General features: G+C 57.3%; 12 protein-coding genes and 7 pseudogenes. 8 read left to right on the forward strand and 11 right to left on the reverse strand.

Annotated features, from left to right (window positions below; all coding sequences use genetic code 11):
* The coding region (locus J6524_RS34890; protein WP_225678442.1) for an IS66 family transposase at positions 1-389 on the forward strand (389 nt) is incomplete at its 5' end.
* Between the two features lie 19 nt (positions 390-408).
* Here J6524_RS34890 and J6524_RS34895 read toward each other — a convergent pair.
* The 4 genes and pseudogenes from J6524_RS34895 to J6524_RS34915 form a co-directional block, all read right to left on the reverse strand.
* Positions 409-1214: pseudogene (locus J6524_RS34895) on the reverse strand (IS256 family transposase); the annotation flags it as partial.
* Positions 1215-1447: 233 nt separating this feature from the next.
* Entirely contained in the window at positions 1448-1690 is a 243-nt protein-coding gene (locus tag J6524_RS34905) for a hypothetical protein (RefSeq protein WP_225678443.1), read from the reverse strand.
* Between the two features lie 50 nt (positions 1691-1740).
* Positions 1741-1878 (reverse strand): hypothetical protein, encoded by a 138-nt coding sequence (locus tag J6524_RS34910; protein WP_225678444.1) that lies wholly within the window; start codon positions 1876-1878, stop codon positions 1741-1743.
* 970 nt (positions 1879-2848) lie between these two features.
* Positions 2849-3070: a hypothetical protein gene (locus tag J6524_RS34915; RefSeq protein ID WP_225678445.1), complete on the reverse strand. Its 222-nt coding sequence runs from the start codon at positions 3068-3070 to the stop codon at positions 2849-2851.
* A 268-nt stretch (positions 3071-3338) separates the two neighbouring features.
* Between J6524_RS34915 and J6524_RS34920 the strand changes: the two genes are divergently transcribed.
* On the forward strand, positions 3339-4790 hold the full coding sequence (locus J6524_RS34920) for an MmgE/PrpD family protein (RefSeq protein WP_225678446.1): 1452 nt from the start codon (positions 3339-3341) through the stop codon (positions 4788-4790).
* Between the two features lie 756 nt (positions 4791-5546).
* Here the strand turns inward: J6524_RS34920 and J6524_RS38240 are convergent.
* Positions 5547-5830: pseudogene (locus J6524_RS38240) on the reverse strand (IS630 family transposase); the annotation flags it as partial.
* Between the two features lie 405 nt (positions 5831-6235).
* Positions 6236-6442: a M20/M25/M40 family metallo-hydrolase gene (locus tag J6524_RS34925; protein ID WP_249789770.1), complete on the reverse strand. Its 207-nt coding sequence runs from the start codon at positions 6440-6442 to the stop codon at positions 6236-6238.
* Positions 6443-6539: 97 nt separating this feature from the next.
* Here J6524_RS34925 and J6524_RS34930 point away from each other — a divergent pair.
* Positions 6540-6763 (forward strand): annotated as a pseudogene (locus tag J6524_RS34930) (transposase); the annotation flags it as partial.
* 1124 nt (positions 6764-7887) lie between these two features.
* Positions 7888-9078: pseudogene (locus J6524_RS38095) on the forward strand (transposase).
* Between the two features lie 379 nt (positions 9079-9457).
* Here the strand turns inward: J6524_RS38095 and J6524_RS34945 are convergent.
* Positions 9458-10177, reverse strand: coding sequence for a hypothetical protein (locus tag J6524_RS34945; RefSeq protein ID WP_225678447.1), 720 nt, complete (start codon positions 10175-10177; stop codon positions 9458-9460).
* A gap of 188 nt (positions 10178-10365) precedes the next feature.
* Between J6524_RS34945 and J6524_RS34950 the strand changes: the two are divergent.
* A pseudogene (locus J6524_RS34950) lies at positions 10366-10578 on the forward strand (integrase core domain-containing protein); the annotation flags it as partial.
* A gap of 107 nt (positions 10579-10685) precedes the next feature.
* Here J6524_RS34950 and J6524_RS34955 read toward each other — a convergent pair.
* From J6524_RS34955 to ectB, 3 genes are all read right to left on the reverse strand, one after another.
* The gene (locus tag J6524_RS34955; RefSeq protein ID WP_225678468.1) at positions 10686-11459 is read right to left on the reverse strand and encodes an SDR family NAD(P)-dependent oxidoreductase; all 774 of its coding nucleotides are present in this window, start codon (positions 11457-11459) and stop codon (positions 10686-10688) included.
* A 347-nt stretch (positions 11460-11806) separates the two neighbouring features.
* Positions 11807-13123: an aspartate aminotransferase family protein gene (locus J6524_RS34960; RefSeq protein ID WP_225678448.1), complete on the reverse strand. Its 1317-nt coding sequence runs from the start codon at positions 13121-13123 to the stop codon at positions 11807-11809.
* A 429-nt stretch (positions 13124-13552) separates the two neighbouring features.
* Positions 13553-14800 (reverse strand): diaminobutyrate--2-oxoglutarate transaminase, encoded by a 1248-nt coding sequence (gene ectB / locus J6524_RS34965; RefSeq protein WP_225678469.1) that lies wholly within the window; start codon positions 14798-14800, stop codon positions 13553-13555.
* Positions 14801-17460: 2660 nt separating this feature from the next.
* Here ectB and J6524_RS34970 point away from each other — a divergent pair.
* The gene (locus J6524_RS34970) at positions 17461-18819 is read left to right on the forward strand and encodes an LLM class flavin-dependent oxidoreductase (RefSeq protein ID WP_225678449.1); all 1359 of its coding nucleotides are present in this window, start codon (positions 17461-17463) and stop codon (positions 18817-18819) included.
* A 370-nt stretch (positions 18820-19189) separates the two neighbouring features.
* The gene (locus tag J6524_RS34975) at positions 19190-20203 is read left to right on the forward strand and encodes a phosphotriesterase family protein (RefSeq protein ID WP_225678450.1); all 1014 of its coding nucleotides are present in this window, start codon (positions 19190-19192) and stop codon (positions 20201-20203) included.
* Positions 20204-20455: 252 nt separating this feature from the next.
* On the opposite strand, the pseudogene J6524_RS34980 reads toward J6524_RS34975, so the two are convergent.
* Positions 20456-21048: pseudogene (locus tag J6524_RS34980) on the reverse strand (helix-turn-helix domain-containing protein); the annotation flags it as partial.
* Between the two features lie 1536 nt (positions 21049-22584).
* Here J6524_RS34980 and J6524_RS34990 point away from each other — a divergent pair.
* Positions 22585-22815, forward strand: a pseudogene (locus J6524_RS34990) (hypothetical protein); the annotation flags it as partial.
* Between the last annotated feature and the right edge of the window lie 30 nt (positions 22816-22845).

The raw sequence follows: 22845 nt of genomic DNA on the forward strand, positions 1-22845 counted from the left end.
GGTCGACGCCTATCGTCTCGACCCTCTTCGACTTGTGGGAAAGAGAACTGCCGCGCCTATCCGGCAAATCCAAGCTCGCTGAGGCGATCCGCTATGCTCTATCGAGGCGTGCGGCTCTCGAGCGCTTCCTGACCGACGCTCGCATCGAGATCGATTCGAACATCGTCGAGCGGGCAATAAGGCCGCAGACAATTACGAGGAAAAATGCGCTCTTCGCCGGGTCGCATGGCGGCGGCCGAACCTGGGCGACCATTGCCACGCTTCTGCAAACCGCGAAGATGAACGACGTCGACCCGCATGCCTGGCTCACACAAACCCTCGACCGGATCGCGCAGGGCTGGCCGATCACTCAGATCGATGCGCTCATGCCCTGGAACTTCAAAGCCTGAACGGCATCAGCTTGGCGCTTACGCTGTTGCGGATCAGATGCACGATGCAGGTCTGCACCAAGGTCTGCGGATAGACCGAGGCGATCGCCTCGGGAAAGCCCTTGAGCCCATCGACCACCGGGATCAGGATATCGTTGACGCCACGCGTCTTCAGGTCGTTGATGACCTTGAGCCAGAATTTGGCGCCTTCGGTCTGCTCGATCCACAGGCCCAGAACCTCCCTCTCGCCGTCCGGATTGAGCGCCAGCGCGACATAGATGGCCTTGTTCTTGACCATGCCTTCATCGCGAATCTTGACCCGCAGCGCGTCGAAAAACACCACCGGATAGACCGGGTCGAGCGGGCGGCTTTGCCATTCCCGGACTTCGTCGAGAACCGCGTCGGTCACCCGGCTGATCAAGTCCGGCGAGACCTCGGCCCCATAAAGTTCAGATAAATGCCCCTGGATCTCGCGCACCGTTATGCCGCGCGCGTAGAGGCTCAGGATTTTGTCGTCGAAGCCGTCGAAACGGGTCTGGTCCTTGGCGATCAATTGCGGCTCGAAGCTGCCGGCCCGGTCGCGCGGCACGGCGATGTCGATCTCGCCGTCCTCGGTCAGGATCGTTTTCGCGCTGGCGCCGTTACGGCTGTTGCCGCTGCCGCGGCCGGCGGGTCCCCCTTCTCGTAGCCAAGATGATCGCTCAGCTCCGCGCCAAGCGCCCGCTCAATCAGCGCCTTCTTCAGCTGCTTGAAAAGCCCGTTCGCGCCTGTGAGGTCCTCGGGCTTCTCATAGTTAGCAAGCAGTTGATCCAGTAGTTCAGGTGTAATCGTCGTCTCGTTCGTCATGTGAGTCTCCTCGTACACATTCTTTCTGACACCCTCGCACGATCGTGCGGCACCGCAATCTCGATCTCACCGTCATCCGTGAGGATCGTCTTTGAGCTCATCCCGTGCGGCTGTTACCGGTGCCGCAGCCGGCCGGGTCGCCCTTCTCGTAGCCCAGATGCGAGCTCAGTTCGGCGCCCAGCGCCCGCTCGATCGGGCCTTCTTCAGCTGTTTGAACAGCCCGTTCTCTCCCGTCAGGTCCTTAGAAACCTACTTACACATCCTTCCTGACACCCTCTTTCGATCGCCTTGTCGTATTTGACACCCCAGGGTTCAACAAAGGCGTCGAATGCAGCCAGCGCATCCTTCTTGATCTCGGCCAGCCAGATCTCCTGCAGCGCCGCTTGGCTTTCCGTTGCAGCCTCTTCGGTAGCTTCTTCAGCACTATGGCGGTTTTGTGCGCCCAGCAGCACTGACCGCGGGTCATCGAGGCTCATCGAGCAGTGTGCCATAGGGCGACAGAATTGGCGACGAAAAGCAGATGTGCTCAGAACATTCGCCGACGCGGTGCCAGTCTTGGGCAGCGCACGGCTGCCGGACCGATGCCGGTCATGATATAGCGCTCGGGACGATGGCCGAGGCGCACCAGCCGCTGGCGACCACCCTCGGTCAGCTTGTTGGCCATGCATGCCCGGCAAGGGTGCAATTTCGGCCCCGACCAGCTGCGTCAACGCCGCTCGCGCACCGTCGCGCAGTACCTCGGTGAGTGGATCGACAAAAGTGTCTGGCTGGGAAATTCGAAAACATTAGTCTCGGTCACGGAGTATCACCTTCGGTGGAGAAGTGGAGACGTTAAGCACCCCCCACGATACGCCGTCTTCCCCTTTCATGCCGTCACAAACTTTCGCCCATAGCTCCAGATGATCGCGGCTGTGGTTGGAAATAATCGCCGTCACCGCTCATTTGCAGTTCGCTGGTGCGCCGGCGATAAGGCAAATCAGTGCGACAATGATCGAATTTCGAAACCAGCAGCGTCACACCTTCGCGAACTCTGCCGCAGAGTGAGTGTCACGACGAGCCGCTAGGCGAGCTGCTCAATCGATGGGGCGATTTCGTCTCTGATTTCGCATCTCGAGACGATCGAAGAAAACGCGCATGAAAAAGTGATTGGTATCAACATCGTTGAACTGCTGAGCGAAGGATTTTGCAACCGGATTGAACAGAAACCTCGAGACCGCGAACACGGTGTCCTGGACCATCAAGGCAGACAACGCGAGATCATGGAACCGTCGCACATAGCACTCACGGTCTGGCGGCGGCCGTTCGTAATCTGGGAACCCACGCGCGATCCGTTGGGCCAGAGTGGCTTTGTTCCTCACAGGAGCGGCACCGCCCGGGGCGCGGCTAATTGCATGAGCCGTCGGCGCGGGATCTGCGCGCGCTGTGATTCGAGAACCGCCCGCCCAAGGAGGTCCTCAGCTTTGTTCCAAGCAATGATAACGAAATCGATAGGGATGTCTGAATGCCTTTGACCTAATCCCCGCAATTCCGCGTGTTGCTGAACTGTCGCCCGGAATATGCCTATCGCCGCTGTCCATACACTGGAGCATCTGATACTTGGCGCCTTCATCGCGCAGATCATCGTCTCCGAGTGATCATCCAAACGCATTAAGCCTTGCCTGGCGCATATCAAGGTTGGCAGCCGCCGCGGCGTTCTGTTCAAATAAGAACGAGGTGGCCACCAAGAACGAACGAGCCAAGCGGGTCTGCATGCCAACCGCCTCGATGAAAAGCCACGCCCGCAAATGCGAGAAGAACGCAGGTTCCAGAATTTCCAAAATGGCGTACCGGCTGTGAGGGGACATCGGCATGTTCAAGGGCCATCATGGACTCAACCGCTGCCGTTACGAGAGCTTCGTCGGAATGCAGCGCTCGGCTGACCTTAGCGCAATCGCCAAGCCAAAAGCATCGGCCCTACGATCTAGAAGCGGCTACCAAATAAGGCCAAAGCAACTACCAAGATTGGCAAGTAGCAAACCAGACTGCAATATGAAAACAGTTGAGATGGTCGCACGAATTGTCAAATGTTCTTGTAATCCTGAGACCCGGCTCGCTTCGTGCAGCACCATCACTCGGGAGTGTTCGATGAGAGACACCTCTGCCGACTTGACTGGCACTCTTGCTCGATTTTCTTCAAATCTCGAATTAGCTGAGATGCCAGATAATGTGAAGGTAGAAGGTCGCCGTCTTCTTCTCGATACGATCGGCTGCATGCTCGCGGCCACGCAAACGCGTATCGCGCCGATCGCCTACGGCCTGGCTGATTTTTTAGGACACGGCGACATCGCGTCCGTTGTCGGGCGTAAACAGCGCGCGAGCCTTGCGGGCGCCTTATATGCCAACGGCCGTCTCGCGAACTGTATGGACCTCGACGAGACCTTCCCAGTCGGTCACCACTTCGGCATTGCCGCTGTCGTTACGGCGCTCGCGTTAGCGGAGGCACGCAAGGCATCCGGCTCGGAATTTCTGCAGGCAGCGATCGCGGGATATGAACTGGGCGGCCGCGTGGCGAGTGCATGCGGGCCGCCTATGAGCATCGAGGATGGACGTATAAGCGACCAACCGAAACTTTACAGTGTCTTCGCATCGGTCGTATTCGCGGCAACAGGTGCGGCGATCAAACTCGAGTGTCAGGACGAAACTCTGGCTCGGCAAACGCTTGGCATAGCTGGTTCGAGTACTCCGGTGCCGGCGACATCTAAGTACGGCGAGATGTTAGATGCGCCGGACTGCAAATATGCCGATGCGGGTTGGGCAGCACTTGCAGGCGTGTTCGCGGCGCGGTCAGCCGCGCTTGGCGCCACCGGCATTTCTACTATCTTCGACGGCAACCGCGGGCTGATCAGAATGTGCGGTACAGAGCGTTTCGACCCGGATACGCTGGTCGGGGGCTTGGGCTCGCGCTGGATGCTCGCCGATATTACATACAAACCATGGCCGACCTGTCGTTGGACACACCAGCCCCTCACCGCGCTCATCAAGGCAGCCGCCCGCGCGAACATTGACCCTCAGCAAATTGAACGTGTCGTCATTGGCACTAACCTGTTGATATGTGATCCACACTTTTGTAATCCCGCACCGCGTACGTTCGTTGCGCGTCAATATAGCATTCCGCACGCTGTAGCCATGGTGCTGCTCGGCATGTCCGCCAACCAATGGTTAGATGAGGCGCAGGACAATAACCCCGTCGTCAGGGCGTTACGGGAAAAAGTCTACATCGAGCCTTGGGACCATGCAAATACGTATCCAAGGCACATGGTGCGAGGGCTGATACGAAATATGCCGGCGCGTGCAACGATCATGATGCGGGATGGCACGCGCCTTGAAGCTGAAACGGAGTTCGCGCTGGGCGATCCTTGGTCGGCTGATACGGCATGGGGTGACGAACACGTTACCGAAAAGTTTCGCCGCACGAGCGGGCTATCGACAGCGCAGGCGAACGAGGTAATTCAGGCAGTATTGAACATCGAAGCCGAACCAGACGTCGAGTCCGTCGTGTCGGTGCTGCGTACGCCACGAGAAGCATCTGAGGAGTAGAAGATGGTTCGCGGGTGCCAACCTGTAACGCGGTGCACGCGCATAATGCTCGTGCTGCCCACGAACGTCATCCCCTCATTCCAACAAAGTAAGAAGATGTGCAATGAGTTCCGCCGTACGCCAATGTCCTGATTAGCGCGTCAACTCAATGTGTTGGTCTCGCGTCAGCGATAAAATCGCTGTCGACGTCTCGTTAACGAGAAAACAAAGATAGCAGAACGCTCTCGCACTATCTGATTAAGATCGCAGGACTAGGCGGTCATCTCGCCCGGCCCGCATCCGCCGTCGGGCAATACCGCCACACGCCTCACCGTTTTGCGATGAGAATTGGAAAACTGAAAAGCTTCGCCAGACGCGTAGTGCTTGGGGATCCTGTCGCGCCCAATTTTGGAGTTTATCGCAATTGCTTGCCGCTCAAACGCGCTCGCATCGGAAGCGCTTGCGATCACCACTTCGGCGCCTCACGATGTGGCATGTCATCAACGGGCGGACGCGCACCCGGAAGAGGCCGACGTGAAAACCCATCGCCTAACTGTTCCATAGCGGGCTCCGACTAGGACGAGGGATTGCGGTTGGCGCAAGTAGTCTAACCAAAGTTGGCCAATGATAACTCTCCGTCCAATCTTTGGGATTGCGATCGACCAGTCATCGCGCCGTTGCGCGAGCGGAACAGCTGCACTTCCTGCCCCACATTGTAGAATGCCATTCTCCTGCGCTACCCGATATTCGATCTCTTTGCCTAGGACCCGCTACGCGCTGTGCGGCACGGTGCCGTCCGTAGCACTTGCAGATGACCCGTCCCGTCGCAATGTCGAGGGCGGCGGACGGTGATGTGGTACCGCGCCTTTTGTAGTTCGTAGCTCCTTCGGGCCGGCTGGCCGGGACGCATCGGCAGCATCGGCTGACTGCGGTCCAGCGCCTGGATTTGAAACTTCTCATCCACACAGAACGATGGCATGCTCCGGCGGTGAGACGTAAAGGTCGACGACATCGCGCATCTTGGCCACGAAGTTCGGATCGGTCGAGAGCTTGAACGTCTCCATCCGGCGCGCCTGGAGCCCGAAGGTCCGCCAGATGCGTTGTACGTCGATACTGACAGGCCGTTGCCGTTCGCCATGCCGGATCGTCAACGGTGCGCGGCACCCCGGAACGCGGTTCGTCGTGCAGCCCGGCGAAACGGTGCTCCACAAAGCGCCGCCGCCACTTGCCTACCATCCCTCGCTACAGGCCTAGCTTGGCCGCCACTTCCTTGTTCTGACTGCCTTTCGCGCAGGTCAGCACGATCCGGACTCTCAGAGCCAGCGCCAGCGTCGTCTTTCGCCGCATCGTCAGCGACTGAAGTTCAGCACGAACATCATCGCTCAATATCAGAGGCGCAAGTCGCTGGGCGACATCAGTTCCTCCGTCGCTGTTGCAGCCGCCATCTCTGGCACAGCGACGCGAATCTAATGCGAATCAACGATTGCGAACTTGTGACTCGGGACACCAGTAGATCTTTCGTCTTGTACCGTGCGCGCACCGAGCGGCTCCGCCTCGTCGGCCGGTTGAAAGAACACGCGGATCCTGCCCACGAAGTTGTCGCGCAACCGGTGCAAGGCGAGTGCGGTACCGAGCGCGACAGAGCGATGCATGTCATGACCACAGGCATGCATGATGCCTTTAATCTGCGATAGGGCAAAATCCTCGCCTGCTTCTTGGATTGGCAGCGCATCGGGTCACCACGCACTGCGGCCGCTCGCTTCGAACCGACGCAAGATGATCTACACGACCAACGCGGTGGAGGCGTTGCATCGGAGCTTGCGCAAGATCATCAGAACTCGCGGCAGCTTCCCCACTGATGATGGGCGCTCAAGCTGCTCCATCTCGCGATCAAGAATGCCAGCCTGCGCTGGCGGCGCGCCGTCGAATGGCCCCCCGCGATGAGCGAGTTCGCCATCCAGTTCGGCGAGCGTTTTCCACGAACAACGCGATGACAGACCGCATCACGGCAGTGTTTGTGGTCTGCTTGGTCCGCACCCTCGCCGTCAAGTCCCGCACCTCCGGCGCGCCGCTGCGCGGCTTCTGGACTTGACCGCTCGGTGCGGCCAAGCAAATTTGCCCACATGCCGATGCCACGTTCTGGTCCGCTCGGAGACCAAATTCACCCGTCACAGAGACCCCTTGCACACAAGTTCCTGACACTCCCTGCGGCCGCGCGCGATTTTGCGTCTTCCATCAGCCACGATCGGACGTGTTGCGTCTTATGGGGCTCGCTGCAGTCCGGTCCATCTACTAGTGAACCGCAACTTGTCCCCGTTCAACGCCCGATGTTAGTAGTTTGACTAAATGAGAAGCATGCCAGTATCGTTAGCGTCGCCTAGTCGCTGTCACCTGGAAGGAATTCGGCATGCAACATCACCGACAATCTGTTCTCGCCAACGGCCCTACAGAATGCTGCGCTCTCAAATCTGCTCCAACCACAATCCCTCCTTAGCGCTTTTAAGACGCCAGGGGCGGCCCGCCGAGCAGCGCGTGTTGCTCTTGCCCCTTCCGACCAGACGAGCCAGACTTGGCACCGCCAGCGCCTGGCGATTTTACCGGCCGCGCAATCCCGCGCGGCTCTAGTCTGGGAGCAATCAATGCACGTCGCGAACTCTTCAGAGACTCACGCGCTCGTCAACTGGCAGAAAGTGCTCGACTGGGCGCAGGGAGTGGGTGAGAGCCGGGTCTATTGGGAAGATCTCGCGGAGGGATCGGATACGGAGGCCACCATGAGGTGGCCTTTCCAGGATCCGCGACTATGACATGGCTCCCGGGTCATAGACACTATCAAGGCATCCTTGTTTCACGACGGCACAACCGATTAGTTCACTATGCTAGGAGTAGGGTCGTTGATCAGCCTAACGAATTTCACAACTATCTTACTTTCGAAAACGGCGGCCAACTGCGAGTTCATAATTTATCGGTTTTGCCGAGCTCTCCGACCCCTGAAGCAATCGGCTATGCTTGCAAGACGAACCCTCGAGGAGTTCTGGCTCGCGAACAACCTGCTTGACCTTGCCCACGGGTCAATCCAGTTTGAAGTTTGCTCTGGCCCACACAAGGACCAGAGCATGAAATGTGCAGCCGCTTTTCGGAAGAGCAGATCATCGGGATTTTGAAGGAGCATGAGGCCGGCGTGTCGGTTGCCGATCTGTGCCGCAAGCATGGCATCAGCGACGCCAGCATCTACAAATGGAAGGCGAAGTTCGGTGGAATGGAAGTATCGGAGGCCAGCGGCTGAAGACCCTGGAGGACGAGAACACAGGCTGAAGCGGCTCTTGGCCGACGCCATGCTGGACAACGCGGCCGTGAAGGACCTGTTGGGAAAGAAATGGTGACGCCCGCGACCAAGCGGAAGCTGTCGCCCATCTCCGAGGCGCCTTCGGGATGAGCGAACGGCGGGCGTGTACAGCCATCGGCTGCTGCCGCATGACCATTGGATACCAAAACGACCCGGGCGGACGAAGCCGGCCTTCGCCAGCGCATGCGTGCAATCGCCCAGGAACGTCGTCGTTTCGGCTATCGGCGCCCATGGTTCTCTGGCGGACCAGCAAGCCCCTCTCGCGCGATGAATCATCAAGAAGCCTTGATTCTCGACGCTCTTGATTGCAACGAACCGCATACAGGGACGGGTAACCGCTTCGCAATCGCGGCTGCGTCAGCGGCGTCGTTTTTTGGCTCCTCGCCGCACGTAGGGTTTACATAGGCTGGCGGAATCCATCTCACATCGTGTCCTAACCGCCGAATCTCGCGCGCTCAGCGGTGGCGCAGGCCTCGATGCCGACCAAGCACGGTGCAAGCGAGGAGAAGAAGGACATGATCTCGCCTCGCCGGAGGCGCTGGCGATTGGTCACTTGGCCTTGGCTGTCAACTGCATGGGATGTGAAACACGTGCTTCGAAATGTCGTCCAATCCAGTTGTCGCGACTTCCATAGGGAAATAGCTCCTGTTACGGGTCCGTGCATCACCAGTATTCGCCGGGGCCAAGGAGCGGGGCCGTCTTCCCCATCAATGGGCGCTTGAGGGACGAACTCCTGAACGAGACGTTGTTCACGTCACTCCTCAGGTTCGCATTGCCCTCGGATTCTGGCAGGCCGATTACAGTCATATACGACCACACCCGCCGATCGGCTGGAGAACCCCGTCCGAGTTCGCGTTGACCTGCCATCCGCGCTGGGATCTGGCGCTGCGCTATGCCGACGGCTCCGCGCCAGCTCCCGTCGCTATCACCGCCCGTCCGGGCAAACCCCACAGCCGGAGCGAATAGAACTGGAAGCCATCCAACTTTATACGCGGCCGATAAGCGCGCTTGAGCTGGCGATTCTTGAACGTCTAATAGTGGCCTGTAGAGCCATTGACCGCAAACAGGACGGCTTCGTCCCGTATTGACGAAGAGAGACCAACCTGCGGAATCCGGCGCAAAGTAGTTCGTCGAATTCGATCTCCCTTTCTGTCAGATTTATGTAAGCAGAGCTGCTGTGCTGTGCCGATCGGCGACAATCAGCGACCCTTCGCCGCGGCTGCATACGGTCTCGCTGGAAGCGCTAACCGCTAGTCCATCAACTCCTACTACGGCCAGCAGTTGCGCGGCTGCGAACCAAGCCTAAGTGTCCTCCAGTCAGCCGGCGAAAGTCACGAGGAAATAATCAATTCACTTTCAAGTGGCTTTCAACAAGGCCCCTCAACTCCTCGCCGGTTACCCAAACAAGCCAATCGTCGTCCACAATATTCTCTTCCACCAGCTGTAGTATCGACCCGCCGGGTTCATGATGCGCCAGTTCGAAGATGCCACTCAATCGCCAGCGCGGTACAAGCGCACATACGAAGTCGGGAGCCCACATGGCAAAATTCACGCCGCGCCCTATTCCAGCCACGATCTTGGGCAGGCCCTGTCCTCTAAAGTCTCTACGCACCCAAAGATCCCCCTCGTAGACTACTTTCCCGGTCATCGTCTTCGCGCTTGGTGCTGTGCAAGTACAACTGTCTTGAGGATGTGCATGTTTGGTCGGATCAGCGTAAAACGCCTTCAGCGACTGAAGGTGTTCGGCAAAGCTGCTGTGCGAAAGGTCGTACAATCGAACAGCCTTTAAAAGTGCGACCTCGTTATTCTTGTCGACCCCCATGATCCAATATCCCTCGCCTGCTTTGATCGGCGAGCGATCTGGTCGAAAATTTGGATATGTCCGTTCCTTTGTTGGAGTGGCCCGTGCAATCGAGACATACTTATGAAAATCGAATCCTAGCGAAAGTTTGATGCCTCTTTGAGCGGCCGCGGCGTCATATACCTGAAGAAAGCGTGAGACCTGTAACAGATTAATTACACTTGTCACTGCTGCACCTTGTCTTATCGGGATGAGCTGCGTCATAGCCCTATGCGGAAACTAATAAAGTAACAAAAATCGAGACACTACCTACTTTGGTGAGGAATAGTGCTTCGACATTTGAGGTGAACCGTGTTCTACAAATGAGCATTCATGGAGACACAGGTTATTGAGCAGTAGCGGGGTGATGGAGGGTGCGGCTTGAGGAAGATGATGTCGCCGGAAGCTTGAGGCGCTTGAGGGACGAACTCCTGAATGAGACGTTGCTCACGTCACTGGCACAGGTTCGCATTGCCATCGGATGCTGGCGGGCCGATTACAATGCTATACGACGACACTCGCAACTCGGACGGAGAACCCCGTGCGATTTCGCGTGACCTCCCACCCCCCATCGCGATCTGGCGCTGCGCTATGCCGAGGGCTCCGCGCCAGCTCCCGTCGTTTCCACCGGCCGGCGCAGCAAATCCAACAGCGCGGCGAACTCGGAGGGGAAGGTCACCATCAATTCTCTCGATAATCGACCCGGTCGGACGGGAGAGCGAGTCGTAGATAGCTATATCGCTGCGGTGGTGACACCACCGTCGACTATGATCGTCTGCCCCGTCATGAAAGTCGACGCATCCGAGGCGAGATAGGCGACAGCGCCGGCGATCTCGTCCGGTTCGCCGATCCTCCGCAATGGCGTTCTGGCGCAGAGGCGCTTGAGGCACTCTTCGTCCTCCCAGAACGTACGAGCGAAGTCAGTTTTGATCAGCCCCGGCGCGACGCAATTGACACGCACACCTTTCGGGCTCCATTCGCCGGCGAGACTGCGGCACATCGCGATATCGGCGGCTTTGGAGATGCCGTAGGCGCCAATGACGGTTGAGCCGCGCAACCCGCCGGTCGAGGAAACCATGACGACCGAACCCTTGCCGCGCGCGGCCATCTGCGGGATCGTGAGCGCACAGAGCCAGAGGTTGCTCTTGACGTTTGCCCCCATGATCTTATCAAAGGCTTCGTTCGTGATGTCGAGCAATGCTCCGTAATAGGGGTTCACAGCGGCGTTGCAAACCAGGATATCGACTTTGCCGTAGTGCTCTGTCGCTCCTGCAATCAGCGCCTCGACCTCGTTCCGTCGGGAGATGTTGCAGGGAATGACATGTGCTTCTCCGCCGGCTTTGCGGATGCCGTCCGCAACCTCCTGACAAGGGCCGGCCTTGCGGCTCGAGATCACGACCTGCGCGCCCAGTTGGGCTAAGAGTTCGGCCGACGCGCGTCCGATGCCGCGACTCGAACCTGTGATGACCGCGACTTGCCCGGTAAGATCGAATGAGGTCTTCGTCACGACACGATCCCCTTTGTTGTCTGCGTAGTCGTTTACGATTGTCATGGCCAGGCACGTCCGGGCATGCTCGGCCATGAGGCTTCTCCGCATATGCGGTCACGATGTTGCTTCCATTGCATAGCGTGCTGCAGACGAGCAATCATTGTCGAGAAGAACCGCAGTTCGCCCGTGGTTGGTTCAAGGAGTAAGGTATGTTGCATTCGATAGGCCTCCGTCCGACCATCGTCCCTGTGAATGGGCACGACGCGGCTGCAATGCGTAGCCCCAGCATGTCATTCACGTGTGACATCACAAACGCCCAAAACTGCCCGTCAGATCTGGCAGATCGCGCGGTGTTTTGAATATTGTTAAGCGGCAGCAATGCCTAGGATTGCTTCCATCGCCGCGGCTGCAATCGCCTTTACCTCCGTGTCCGTCATCGGCGTCGACATGGCCATCAGCCCGTTCCCCGCGGACAAGACGCCACGATTCAGCAGTTCGATATTGAAGGCCGCCAATCTCGCACTCTGTTCGGGCGCCAAATAGGCGGATCTATAGTCGCGGACGTGGCGGTCGGAAAAGTTAATCTTAACCAAGGAACCCAGTCCGATAGCGCTGGCACATACTTTGTAGCGACGAAACAATTCGTTGATCTCGTCCCGAACCGTTGCCCCCATCCCGTTTAGACGATCGTATGCAGCTTCGTCCAGCAGCTCCATCGCGGTAAGCCCGGCGCGCATCGCTACAGGATTGGCGGAGAAGGTTCCGCCATGCGGAAGAGCAGGCTTGCCGTGCGAAGGATCAAATACTGACATAACCTCCCTGCGCCCCCCGACCGCTCCTATTGGGAATCCACCACCAATAATTTTGCCAATGGTGGTGAGGTCGGGATCGATTCTCCACAGCCCTTGAGCACCATGATAGCCGACGCGGAAAGACATTATCTCGTCCAGGATCAGCAACGCTCCAATTTCGCACGTCACCTCGCGTAACGCTAGCAAATACTCTTTATCAACCGGCGCCAGTCCTGCGCGATTCGGCAAAGGATCGACCAGAACAGCGGCCAGTTCATGCCTATGCTGCCTAATCAGGCTGACAGCGCCGTCGACGTCGTTGAACGGGATCGTGACCACGTCAGACAACACGTTTGCAGGAGTGCCTTTGGCATATGCGACTGAGACCGGAGGAGCATTATCACTCCAGTACTCTGGACCCGGGTCAAGACTCACTTCAGCATAATCATATGAGCCGTGGTAGGATCCTTCGCACTTCGCCATCTTCGGGCGTCCAGTAAAGGCTCGGCCTGCCTTCAAGGCCATCATGACGGCCTCAGTACCTGAATTTGTAAATCGGACTTGGTCTACTGATGGCAGCCGAGAGACCAGGAGCTCCGCCAAATCAATCTCAGACTCGGTCGGTAAGCCGAATGCTGAACCCAACGCCATCTGCTTCGACGCAGCAGCGATAAGATGAGGATGAGCGTGACCATGAATGAGCGCAGTATAATTGTTGATACAGTCGATGAGCTCATTCCCGTCTACGTCCCAAACGCGACAGCCTTCGCCGCGAGCCGCGTAGATGGGATATGGCTTCATAAATACAGTGGTCCGGGTATTTCCGCCAGGAAGACTCGCGACAGCACGGTCATAGAGTGCCTTCGATCGTGAGTTAAGATTGGGATACATTTTTCTCTCCTCAAACCGCCAGATAGACCTCACGCACACGCGTACATGCTCGGCTCCTGACCGCTGCCTTCCAACCGATACCGCCCATTGCGCGGTACGTGACCGAGGCGCACCGGGTCGTCTCGCAAGCCGGAACGGCGCTGCGAGGGTTTGCAGGGCCGCTTGCGGGACGAACTCTGGACGGGATCCTATTCTGCTCTGAAAGGTCTCTGGTCTTCTGTACCCTAAACTGCCGCCGCGTGGCCCTCGCGCGGTGGGCAGCTGACGTAAAAACCACCCGCGCTCTACCCTCGGTTATCAGATCCCACGACTCTACCGCGCAGATCACCGCATCGGTTGATGGCTGAACAACCCCGATAAGCTCCGCTGGTTGCCGGCGTACTATGCAACCCTTGCCCGAACTCTACCTCCGGTTGCCGTGGCCCTATACTATTTCAGTGCTTCGGCCAAAGACGCCTCAAATATCTGAAGGCCATCATTGAGTGTCTCATGATCTACGGTGAGTGCAGGCAAAAATTTTACGACTTGATCATCAGGTCCGCATCGTTCGATAATTAACCCCTTGTCAAAGGCCTTGCGTGTCGTAACCTCCGCAATTTCAGCCACTTGGCAATCAAACCCCAAGGCCATCCCCCGTCCTCGAACAGCAAAACTGTTTCCATGCTTCGATGCAATGGCTTCAAGTCGTCTCCGCATAAATTCTCCCATGCGCTGAACACCCTGTGAGAAGTTCTGGCAGCGCCAATAAATATCTAAAGCTGCAGTTGCAGCCACCAGCGCCAGGTTATTTCCTCGAAAGGTGCTAGTGTGTTCTCCCGGTTGCCAGGCGTCGAGCCCCTCTTTGATCAACAACATAGATAGTGGCAGACCGTACCCGCTTAGCGATTTCGACATTACGACGATGTCTGGCGACAACGATGCGAACTCGAAGCTAAAGAACTCTCCTGTGCGACCACAACCCATCTGGACATCGTCAACTATGAAAAGCGCGCCAGCATCTTTTGCTATGGCCTGAATTGACTGCAACCATTCCTTGCTCGCTACGTTTATGCCACCCTCTCCCTGCACAGCTTCGACGAGAATGGCAGCTGGAGAATCGATGCCACTGCTCTTATCGAGCAATGCTTTTCGTAGATATTCAGCCGTATCAACAGCTGGGCCAAGATAGCCGTCATAGGGCATGAAAGTTGCGCCAGATAAAGAAACGCCGCTCGCTGTGCGAAGAAAACGATTACCGCTCGCAGCGACCGCCCCTAAACTTAGGCCGTGATATCCACGCGTGAACGAAATGATATTTTTCCGTCCTGTGACTTTGCGCGAGAGCTTTAAAGCTGCCTCAATCGCGTCGGCACCTGTTGGTCCCGTGAATTGGAACCTGTATTGGAGACCCCGTTTCCGAAGTATGACAGAGCTGAAAGTCTCCATAAACTCGAGCTTTGCAGGAGTGGCCATATCAAGCCCGTGGACTACGGCGTCCGAAGCTAGATACTCCGCAATAGCAGCTTTGATCTGGTGATTATTGTGACCGTAGTTCAGCGCTCCAGCACCGGAGAGGAAGTCAATGACCTTTCGACCACTCTCCGTCAACATGATGGAGCCGCGCGCCCGACTGAAAATAGCCGGAAACAAGCGTGAGTACGAGCGGACGTTTGATTCTAGAGCTTCGAAAGCCTGCATATTACGTGGCTCGCCAATCACTCCATCCATCGTTATTTCCTCCGCAAGCCATTTAATGAACGAGTACGCTTACACGACCTGTAGCAACCGGAACGTGCCGCGCGTCTCGGGCCTTTCGCACGACTTATGTCTCCCAGAACCGCTCGACTCACGTACCCGACAACCGGCAACAATAAACCTACTAATGCTAGTAGTCTTCCGTCCGTCAGATACGCATCTACACGCGCCCAGCCATAACCGCAGGTCTTCTATTTCGCAGGACTGCAACGCCTTTCCGTGTTTCGATGATGTGCTTTCCGAGCTGGACGAATCCAGAGTTCGTTAATGCCGGAATGCGCAGCTAGGGTCCCACGAGTAAAGCCTCCGGCCTTCTCGCTTGCGATCGAATCGTCGCTTTCTAAGCTGAGATCGAGTCGGACGTCCGGCGATACCGACGGCGCAAGTTCCGTCTTACCGTGCCACCCACGAGATAGCTCGATGCAATAATCAAACCGACGCTGGCGACCGCCGTAAGATCCCAGATGAAAAGTCGCTTGATTCTAAGCGCCGTCCCGGTGCCAGCTTTCGGAGGGCGGCTGAATTGCGAGCCTGCGACCGCTCGCTGTTCCAGAAATGGCTGCGCACAAAGCTCCGTGCGATCAGTAAGGGCAGGCTTCCGGAAGCCATCCTCATCGCGTTGGGAGAGCCTGACACCGCTTATCGATGATGACCGCATTTAAGTCGACAGCACAAAACTGTCGATCGCTTCAACCGAAAGAATGCTCTTTTTTGATCCGACAAGGGCGCTTCATACTGCTGATCTCGTCCTCCCCTTATAAATCCAGCAAGTTCTGTTCATCGGGCTGCGGGGAGCCGTGATCGGCCCGCGCATTAGCTTCGGCTCGGACGGAAATCGGCCATGAGACCGGCATGCTTGATTATCCATGGCGCGCTCCTTTGCATGGCTGGGTCGCCGGCAAGTTCCGTTCGCGATAAGAAGTCACATCGTGGTCGTGCGCGGGACAAAACCGTCGCACCTTCATCTCCTGCCGTTCAACGCATTCACCCCCATGAATGGCGATGTCGTATCGATGACATAAGCAGCAGATGCTGCCGAGGGCCCGCTATGCCTGTGGGTGGTGGACTTACCAAGGTGATTGGGAACAGCCGCTGGCCCGGCATGTCGCGCGCCAGCGCTCGCACAAGTTCAATGACATTCTCCTCCGTATACCAGTCCGTTCGGCCGGTGCAGTTCTTCTTTATCGTTATGTGGGTAGGATCGCCCCCGCCAGTGAACGATCATGTCACCATTGTGTTCCGACGCCGTCGACGATGATCTCTGAAACAACCGTGCCGATTATCTTTTTACGTGTTTCGGCGGTGGCTCCAGGGGCCGGCTACGATCGCGGCCCGAGCGATGTTAGCCTTTCCTGATCCACACTGGCGAGACAGTTCCCGGGCCCACTGGTCCATCTCGGTTCAAGACTTCGCATAGCGACGAGTCGCTCGTTGCAGCGTCTCCAAAACTCCTCCCTACGAGCCGGTTGTCGGGATCGATCGCACCATACTGACGGTTCGCGCCTCGGTGAACTGAAAGGCGACAATCTTATAGGCCATCATCGCAACCGTCGAGCGTGCCATCCTGGATGACATCTTCCATTCAAATGCTCGCGCCAAGTACGAAGTTGATTCATAAAAGCATTTCACTCAAACAGAGCGTCGTGGATCCGACAGCATGTCGCAAATCTAACAGTCTTCGGCAGACGCGCTTGATCTCTATCTGAAAGGTGATGCCGGCCTATCGTACCGGGTTTAAACGTTTGCTTGAGGATGACGGGCCTTGTGGTGCTCGTACCTAACGCTTTAGTATTAACGAGAGTTAACTGCAGCGATCTGCCTCTGGAAGGTCAACTACCAAAGCTCGTGATTGATCTAGCAGGCAGAGGGATGTCACGATCGATTTAACGAGCCGGTCAAACATCATCTGCAGGCAGTTCGGCATGCAGCATCACCCACCGCATGTTGTCTCCAGCTGCCCTGATCGATGCGCTCGATCCTTGCGTGCAGAACTCGCGCGCTCTCAGGTCGGCCTCAACCGCGACGTCTCCTTTATCATGGAACGGCGTGATGTGCATTCCGGCGCGATCGCCAAAAGCGCGAGTTTCAAGGGCCTCTTTGCATGGGGACTGTCGTGTTCTCTCGGCTACCGCAATGAAGAGCTTTCAGGGAACCAACTCCACGTGGTCTGCCGCCTAGTAGGCTCGACCGAACTGCGTGTGCTCGTTGACGCCAATGGCAGCCGCGAGAATTTCAACCATGTGCGCTCTCTTGATACGCACACTCCATCTTTCGCGCTCGTTGGATGCCGACCTGCACCGCCCCACGTTGATCAAAGATGGGCCACTTCTGCGTTCGAAAGGCGTTGGTCAACTTGGACTCTAGATTTAGCCTATTGGAATTTGCAGTTGCTCCTCAGGCGCGGTTTGAAGATGCTATGAGAGCTTTGAGTGGCTCCAACATTGGCTTCAGAGGGTATGTAGCGGAGCGATTTCGTCGGAAGCACAGTCATAGACATCGACCGTGGTTAAGAAACGTCAGAGTTTAGGCCGTACGGCCAATAAAGAGGCCCCACCACCTGGATAACGTGCGCGAGGATACTCGAATTCAAAGGGAGTTACGCGATGCGGCGCAATGATGAAATGAAGCTCGGAGTGATGCTCCTTCAAGGGGGATATCACGCTGGTGGATGGCGCGATCCCAACGTGCCCGCGAATGGCGGAGTTGATTTCGACTATTATGCTCATTTGGCATCCCTTGCCGAAGAGGCGGCATTTCACTTCGTATTTCTTCCCGACATTCCAAGCGTGATGGAAGGGGACCACGCAACTACGGCCCGTGTAAGCCGAAACGACGGGTTCGAGCCAATCACGCTGCTATCGGCTCTTTCATCGAGAACACAAAACATCGGCCTTGTCGCGACAGCGACGACAACGTACCACCAGCCTTATCATCTTGCACGCATGCTCGCCTCACTTGACCATCTATCGCGAGGGCGCGCGGCTTGGAACATTGTCACCTCGGCAAACAAATTCGAACCCCCAAATTTCGGTGAAGAGGAGCTTCCTGATCATGATGCGCGCTATGCTCGCGCGAAAGAATTTGTGGAGGTTGTCAAGGGTCTTTGGGATACATGGGAAGACGACGCTTTCATTCGCGACAAGCAAAGTGGCATTTTCGCTGACACCACGAAACTGCATGTGCTTAATCACCGAGGAGACTGCTTATCAGTCAGAGGCCCACTGAACATCGCAAGACCTCCCCAGGGATATCCTGTGTTCGTTCAAGCTGGCACATCCGATGCCGGAACACAATTTGCCGCAGAGCTCGCCGAGCTCGTATTCACGGCGGAACCTTCTTTAGACAACGGTAAACGAGTCTATGCAGCTCTCAAAGAGAAAGCGCGTGCACTTGGGCGCGAGGACGATCAGGTGTCTGTCATGCCGGGCATTCTCCCGATCGTCGGAAGGACCAAGCAAGAAGCGTCTGAGAAGCTTCAAAGGCTACAATCGTATACTCATATCGACGTTCAAATTGGATTGGCCGATCGTCTGCTAGGGTTTGTCACTGACTTGCGTTCAGTAAATCTCGACTCCTTGGTCCCAGAGACTTTACCGCAGACGAATTTCGTCCAGAGTCGTCAGAAGCTGCTCCTCGACCTAGCCGTACGCCAGAAATTCACCTGGAGACAATTGATCCGCTCTATATCGGACAGCCACGGTCATCTCATGGTCGTTGGAACTCCGGACGAAATTGCCGATGTTATGGTTGATACATTTGACCAACGCGCGGCGGACGGATTCAACGTGTTACCGCCGACGTTTCCAGGCGAACTCACGGATTTTGTTAGGCTCGTCGTTCCTGAATTGCGCCGACGAGGCAAATTTAGATCCCGATACTCCGGACAAACATTAAGGGAGAACCTCGGTCTCAAGCGCCCACTGAACCAGTTCACGCCCGCAGGCGTAAGGAGTCGTCTGTGAAGAAGCACCAAATTTGAGCAGGTCGGCTTTTGGCAGCTTCGTTCAATCTCGAAATAAACTTCCAAACTTTCGAGCCTCCGAATCCCGAATATCGCCCGCACGGCCTCGTAAGGCTAGGTCTCGCAGTTAACCGGCTTGTCTGTGCCCCTCCTAGGCCCCTGCGGTTGGCGATATGGATCTTCGCTTTCGTCAGCAGTTTCGCCGAGGTGGTCTTGACGTCATGCAGCGCAAAACGTGCTCAAGACGACATTCACTCCATGACTTCCAGAATGAAGAAAGCGAAGGTTCGCGGTTTCACGAGGTGAAATCCTTTCCGAACACAACGGCTGCGCCGTCTGCTCTGCAGGCAATACGAACAGGAGAACTAGTTATGAGGGTCCAGACGGTGACCGGGCGGATTCCGGTTGAGAGCTTGGGGCGCACACTGATGCACGAGCATCTGTTCATCGCGTTTCCAGGCGCCCAATTCGATTCGATCGCGAATTTTGACCGTGCGGAATTCATCAGGGAGGCGGTCCGGCGACTCGTGCAACTTCGCACCGAGCACGGCGTGCGCACCTTCGTAGACCCCTGCCCGATCGAACTCGGCCGCGACGTTACCATGATGAAGGAGGTTTCGGAAAAATCTGGCATGCAGATCGTCTGCACAACGGGCTTCTACTACGAGGAGATGGGGCTGCCGAGCTACTGGCGCGCTCGTAGCATCGACGAGATCGCCGACCTTTACATTCGCGAGATAACCGAAGGCATCGGCGACAGCAGTGTGAAAGCCGGCGCCATCAAAGTCTCGACGGGCGCGCCCTCTGTCACAGCGCATGAGAGGAAGTTTCTGGCCGCCGCCTGCATCGCGCAGAAGGTGACTCGTGTGCCGATCATTACCCACACCACCGAAGGCTGCGCCGGGCCAGAACAGCAGCAGCTCCTCGCGGCAGGCGGCGTTGCCGCCCACCGCTGCCTGATCGGCCATTGCTGCACCAACCCCGATGCTAGTTACCACCGTCACATTGTCGAGGCGGGCTCTTACATTGGGTTCGATCAGGTCGGGACGACGGTGAACGGGTCAGACGACATCCGCGCCGACAATTTGGCGAAACTCGTAAGCGACGGATTTCGTGCGCAGATCATGATGAGTATGGATCGCATCTGCGGCAGGCTTGGCAAGTTCAATTTTCATCCCACTCCCGAGTGGCTCGCCAAGTACGAACGCCTGAAGTGCGAAGGACTCTGGCAAGCACATACCTACATGTTCACCGATTTCATCCCAATGTTGCACGCCCGCGGTATTAGCCGGGAGGACATCGACACTATTCTGCAGGACAATCCACGACGCTTCTTTTCCGGTGAGGTTTTGCCATCAAACGATGGGGAACTAGTGCGGTCGTGATCAAAGACGTACGCTCGCGCGAGCTAATGGGCGGCGATTCCGCGGGGCCTCTAGACTTTAGTTAACGGCATCAGGTGCGACGAGCCTGAATGACCCCAGTTGGCGGCATCTCTATTCTCGGCCCCGCCATTCTGCAGATGGGTGAGCGGACTCACGAGTAAGTCCGCCTTCGACCACATCTTGCATGCAGAGGACGAGCGTCGGGCCGCGAAGCGGCGGCTGCCGCGCGGCTTCTTCGAGTACATCAATCGCGGCACGGGGGCGTTGGATTGACAGGTTGTCTTGCACGACACGGATACAGGCGGCCTGAGGGTAATGGACGTCGACGAGTTAATCATAGCGTTCGTGTCCACTCTGCGCGGGTGGGATCGGCTGGTCGCACCCCGCCGATGAGCTGAACAATCTCATCGAAAAACCAGTGGTCGTTCGGGATCTGGCGCTTCAGCGTAGAGATCGACCACATCTTCTATGCGGGCGAAGTATTCACCATCGACATGAGGAATGCACCACATGTCCTGCGCCAGGTCTTGGTCATTCTCGGCCAGCTGGCAACGCACGGTGTTGCCCGGAAGGCTATCGTGATGGTGAGCTTGACCATGGGTCGGCTAGCAACGTCAGCGTCCATCGCCTCCGGCCGGCAGGCGGCTTGGCGCATGCAGTTGCCAGCAACAGGGCCTCTTCCTTGCCGCTGAGCTTGTGCTGCGCGCCTAGACGCGGTTCCTCGCTCAAGGCCCGCTCCAGATTGCCTTCCACGAAGCGGCGCTTGGTCCGATAGTTGGTAGAACCGCTCATGGGACGGTGCGGGCAATCTCCTCGTCGCCGCTGCCCGCGTCGGCCGCCAGCAATCTGCGTCCGGTTGAGTTTGCGCGGCATGGCAGAAAAGTGCACGGCGCCTGATTTTTGACTCATCGATCGAGTCGTCCGGACCTCCGACAGGCAAGCGACCATGAATGTACGTTACCGGGTCGAGGTGAGCCAAGCCGAGCGCGACGAACTGACCGCGATGCGACGAACTGATCGCGATGCTGAGCGGCGGCAAGCATCGCACGTGGTCCGGCCACTGCCGAACGCTGATTCTCACAGTCGACACGCCCCTCTACGCCAACAGAGACTCAACGGCTTCGGAATTCTGTTGCCGGCCTCACTGAGCGCCGGCGCCATCCCGATCCTTCATCCACGCTGGACGGCCTTGCTCATGTAGCGACGCTCGCCTGATCGCCTCGGTGCCGACCTCTGCGCACTATCCCGACGAATTGCACACGCGGCTCGGTCAACTCGTTTGCACACACAGACAGCCGATTCGACGCTGATTCTGCGCCAAGGTCAGTAGCTCAACCTGATACATGCGCATCCGGGCAAACATCGAATTCCAACCTGTGGAGACAGCCTGGTCGAACGACAAGCTTTGGATCTGCTAGTCTGTCGAAAAGCTTTCGCGTACCTTTAGCGGCGAGTTCCGACGCTGCAACCCGCAGCTCTTGGTAGAGCCCCGAGGCGGCATTGAATGCTCACGATCTGATCTGCTCGCCAACTTTTCTCTCCTCGATAATCACTGATCTGGTGCAGAATCAAGTTATCGCAGCCGAAGCGAGAGCCAAACATGACCGATCCGCCTAACGCCCGGACATTCAGCGCCAGCGCGCCGTTACGGCGCCGCTACGCTACACCATTCGACGCGTCCGGCTGGCCAACCTGCTCTCGAATCAGGGCGGCCTGATCAAAACGTCGGCGCGGCCTAGGCGATAATGGTGATGACGTCGTCAACCGATCAGGTCGCGCTGGTACAGACCGACTATGCCGCCAGTAATGCTGATTTCGATGCTGGCGTGTACCATTGCGGACATGTATGATTGCCGCTACGGCTCGGTCGCGCTGACGGCTCTCGACTGGTTCCTCTCACCACGCGGAATCTTATGCTTGGCTGTGCGTGGTGTGGGTAGCGGCATGGGATTGATGAGCCCGGCCTGGCAATCCTCTCTCAATGAGCAGATGCTGGCGACGTGCTATCGGCGGCGGCTGCGCTCAACGGCATCAACTACCATATCGCGTGACCCGCTGTCGAGGGCATTGTGGATGCGAGGCCGAGAACAGTGGCAGCCTTTGCGCTGAACGCGTTATACTTGCCGCTTTTGATCGCGCTGTTTCATCCGGCACCGTGTGACCGAGCCGTCGCGGCTGTCGCATGAGCAGCCGAGCTGCGTCATTGTCTCGGGCGTGCGCTATACCGCCAATTCGCGATCGAATAAGGTTGTGCTAACTCGCACCTTGGTAACTGGCAACATCGGCGGCGTGATCATCGCGGTAATTCCGCTAGTCGTGGGTGACCCGCTTGGTGTCTCGGCGCGTTTGTGGTCTTGGCGCGACCACCGGGGGGCCCTGCATCGGAGGTCGTCTTCATCTTCCCCAATGAGGACGCCATCGTCCGTCTGATCGGCGCGATCCTGCTCGAACAGAACGATGAATGGGCCGTCCAGCGGGCCCGCTACATGACGCTGGAAACCATCGCGCAATTGAGCGATGATCCCACCGTCAGCTTCCCGGCTATCACCAGCCGACCAGTCCGGCTCTTGCCGGCGAACGCGGGGTCCCACCGCCAGTTATGTCACGCTTAGGGACACGATCCTCGGCTGCGCTCTTGGTGC

Source organism: Bradyrhizobium hereditatis (genome assembly GCF_020329435.1).
GTDB classification, from domain to species: Bacteria; Pseudomonadota; Alphaproteobacteria; order Rhizobiales; family Xanthobacteraceae; genus Bradyrhizobium; species Bradyrhizobium hereditatis.

What these genes read in the sequence shown, in the direction of transcription:
- J6524_RS34905 (WP_225678443.1), bottom strand. Translation starts at nt 1,690, where the DNA reads ATGAGCCTCGATGACCCGCGGTCAGTGCTGCTGGGCGCACAAAACCGC.
- J6524_RS34910 (WP_225678444.1), bottom strand. Translation starts at nt 1,878, where the DNA reads ATGGCCAACAAGCTGACCGAGGGTGGTCGCCAGCGGCTGGTGCGCCTC.
- J6524_RS34920 (WP_225678446.1), top strand. Translation starts at nt 3,339, where the DNA reads ATGAGAGACACCTCTGCCGACTTGACTGGCACTCTTGCTCGATTTTCT.
- J6524_RS34925 (WP_249789770.1), bottom strand. Translation starts at nt 6,442, where the DNA reads ATGCATGCCTGTGGTCATGACATGCATCGCTCTGTCGCGCTCGGTACC.
- J6524_RS34945 (WP_225678447.1), bottom strand. Translation starts at nt 10,177, where the DNA reads ATGACGCAGCTCATCCCGATAAGACAAGGTGCAGCAGTGACAAGTGTA.
- J6524_RS34960 (WP_225678448.1), bottom strand. Translation starts at nt 13,123, where the DNA reads ATGTATCCCAATCTTAACTCACGATCGAAGGCACTCTATGACCGTGCT.
- ectB (WP_225678469.1), bottom strand. Translation starts at nt 14,800, where the DNA reads ATGCAGGCTTTCGAAGCTCTAGAATCAAACGTCCGCTCGTACTCACGC.
- J6524_RS34970 (WP_225678449.1), top strand. Translation starts at nt 17,461, where the DNA reads ATGCGGCGCAATGATGAAATGAAGCTCGGAGTGATGCTCCTTCAAGGG.
- J6524_RS34975 (WP_225678450.1), top strand. Translation starts at nt 19,190, where the DNA reads ATGAGGGTCCAGACGGTGACCGGGCGGATTCCGGTTGAGAGCTTGGGG.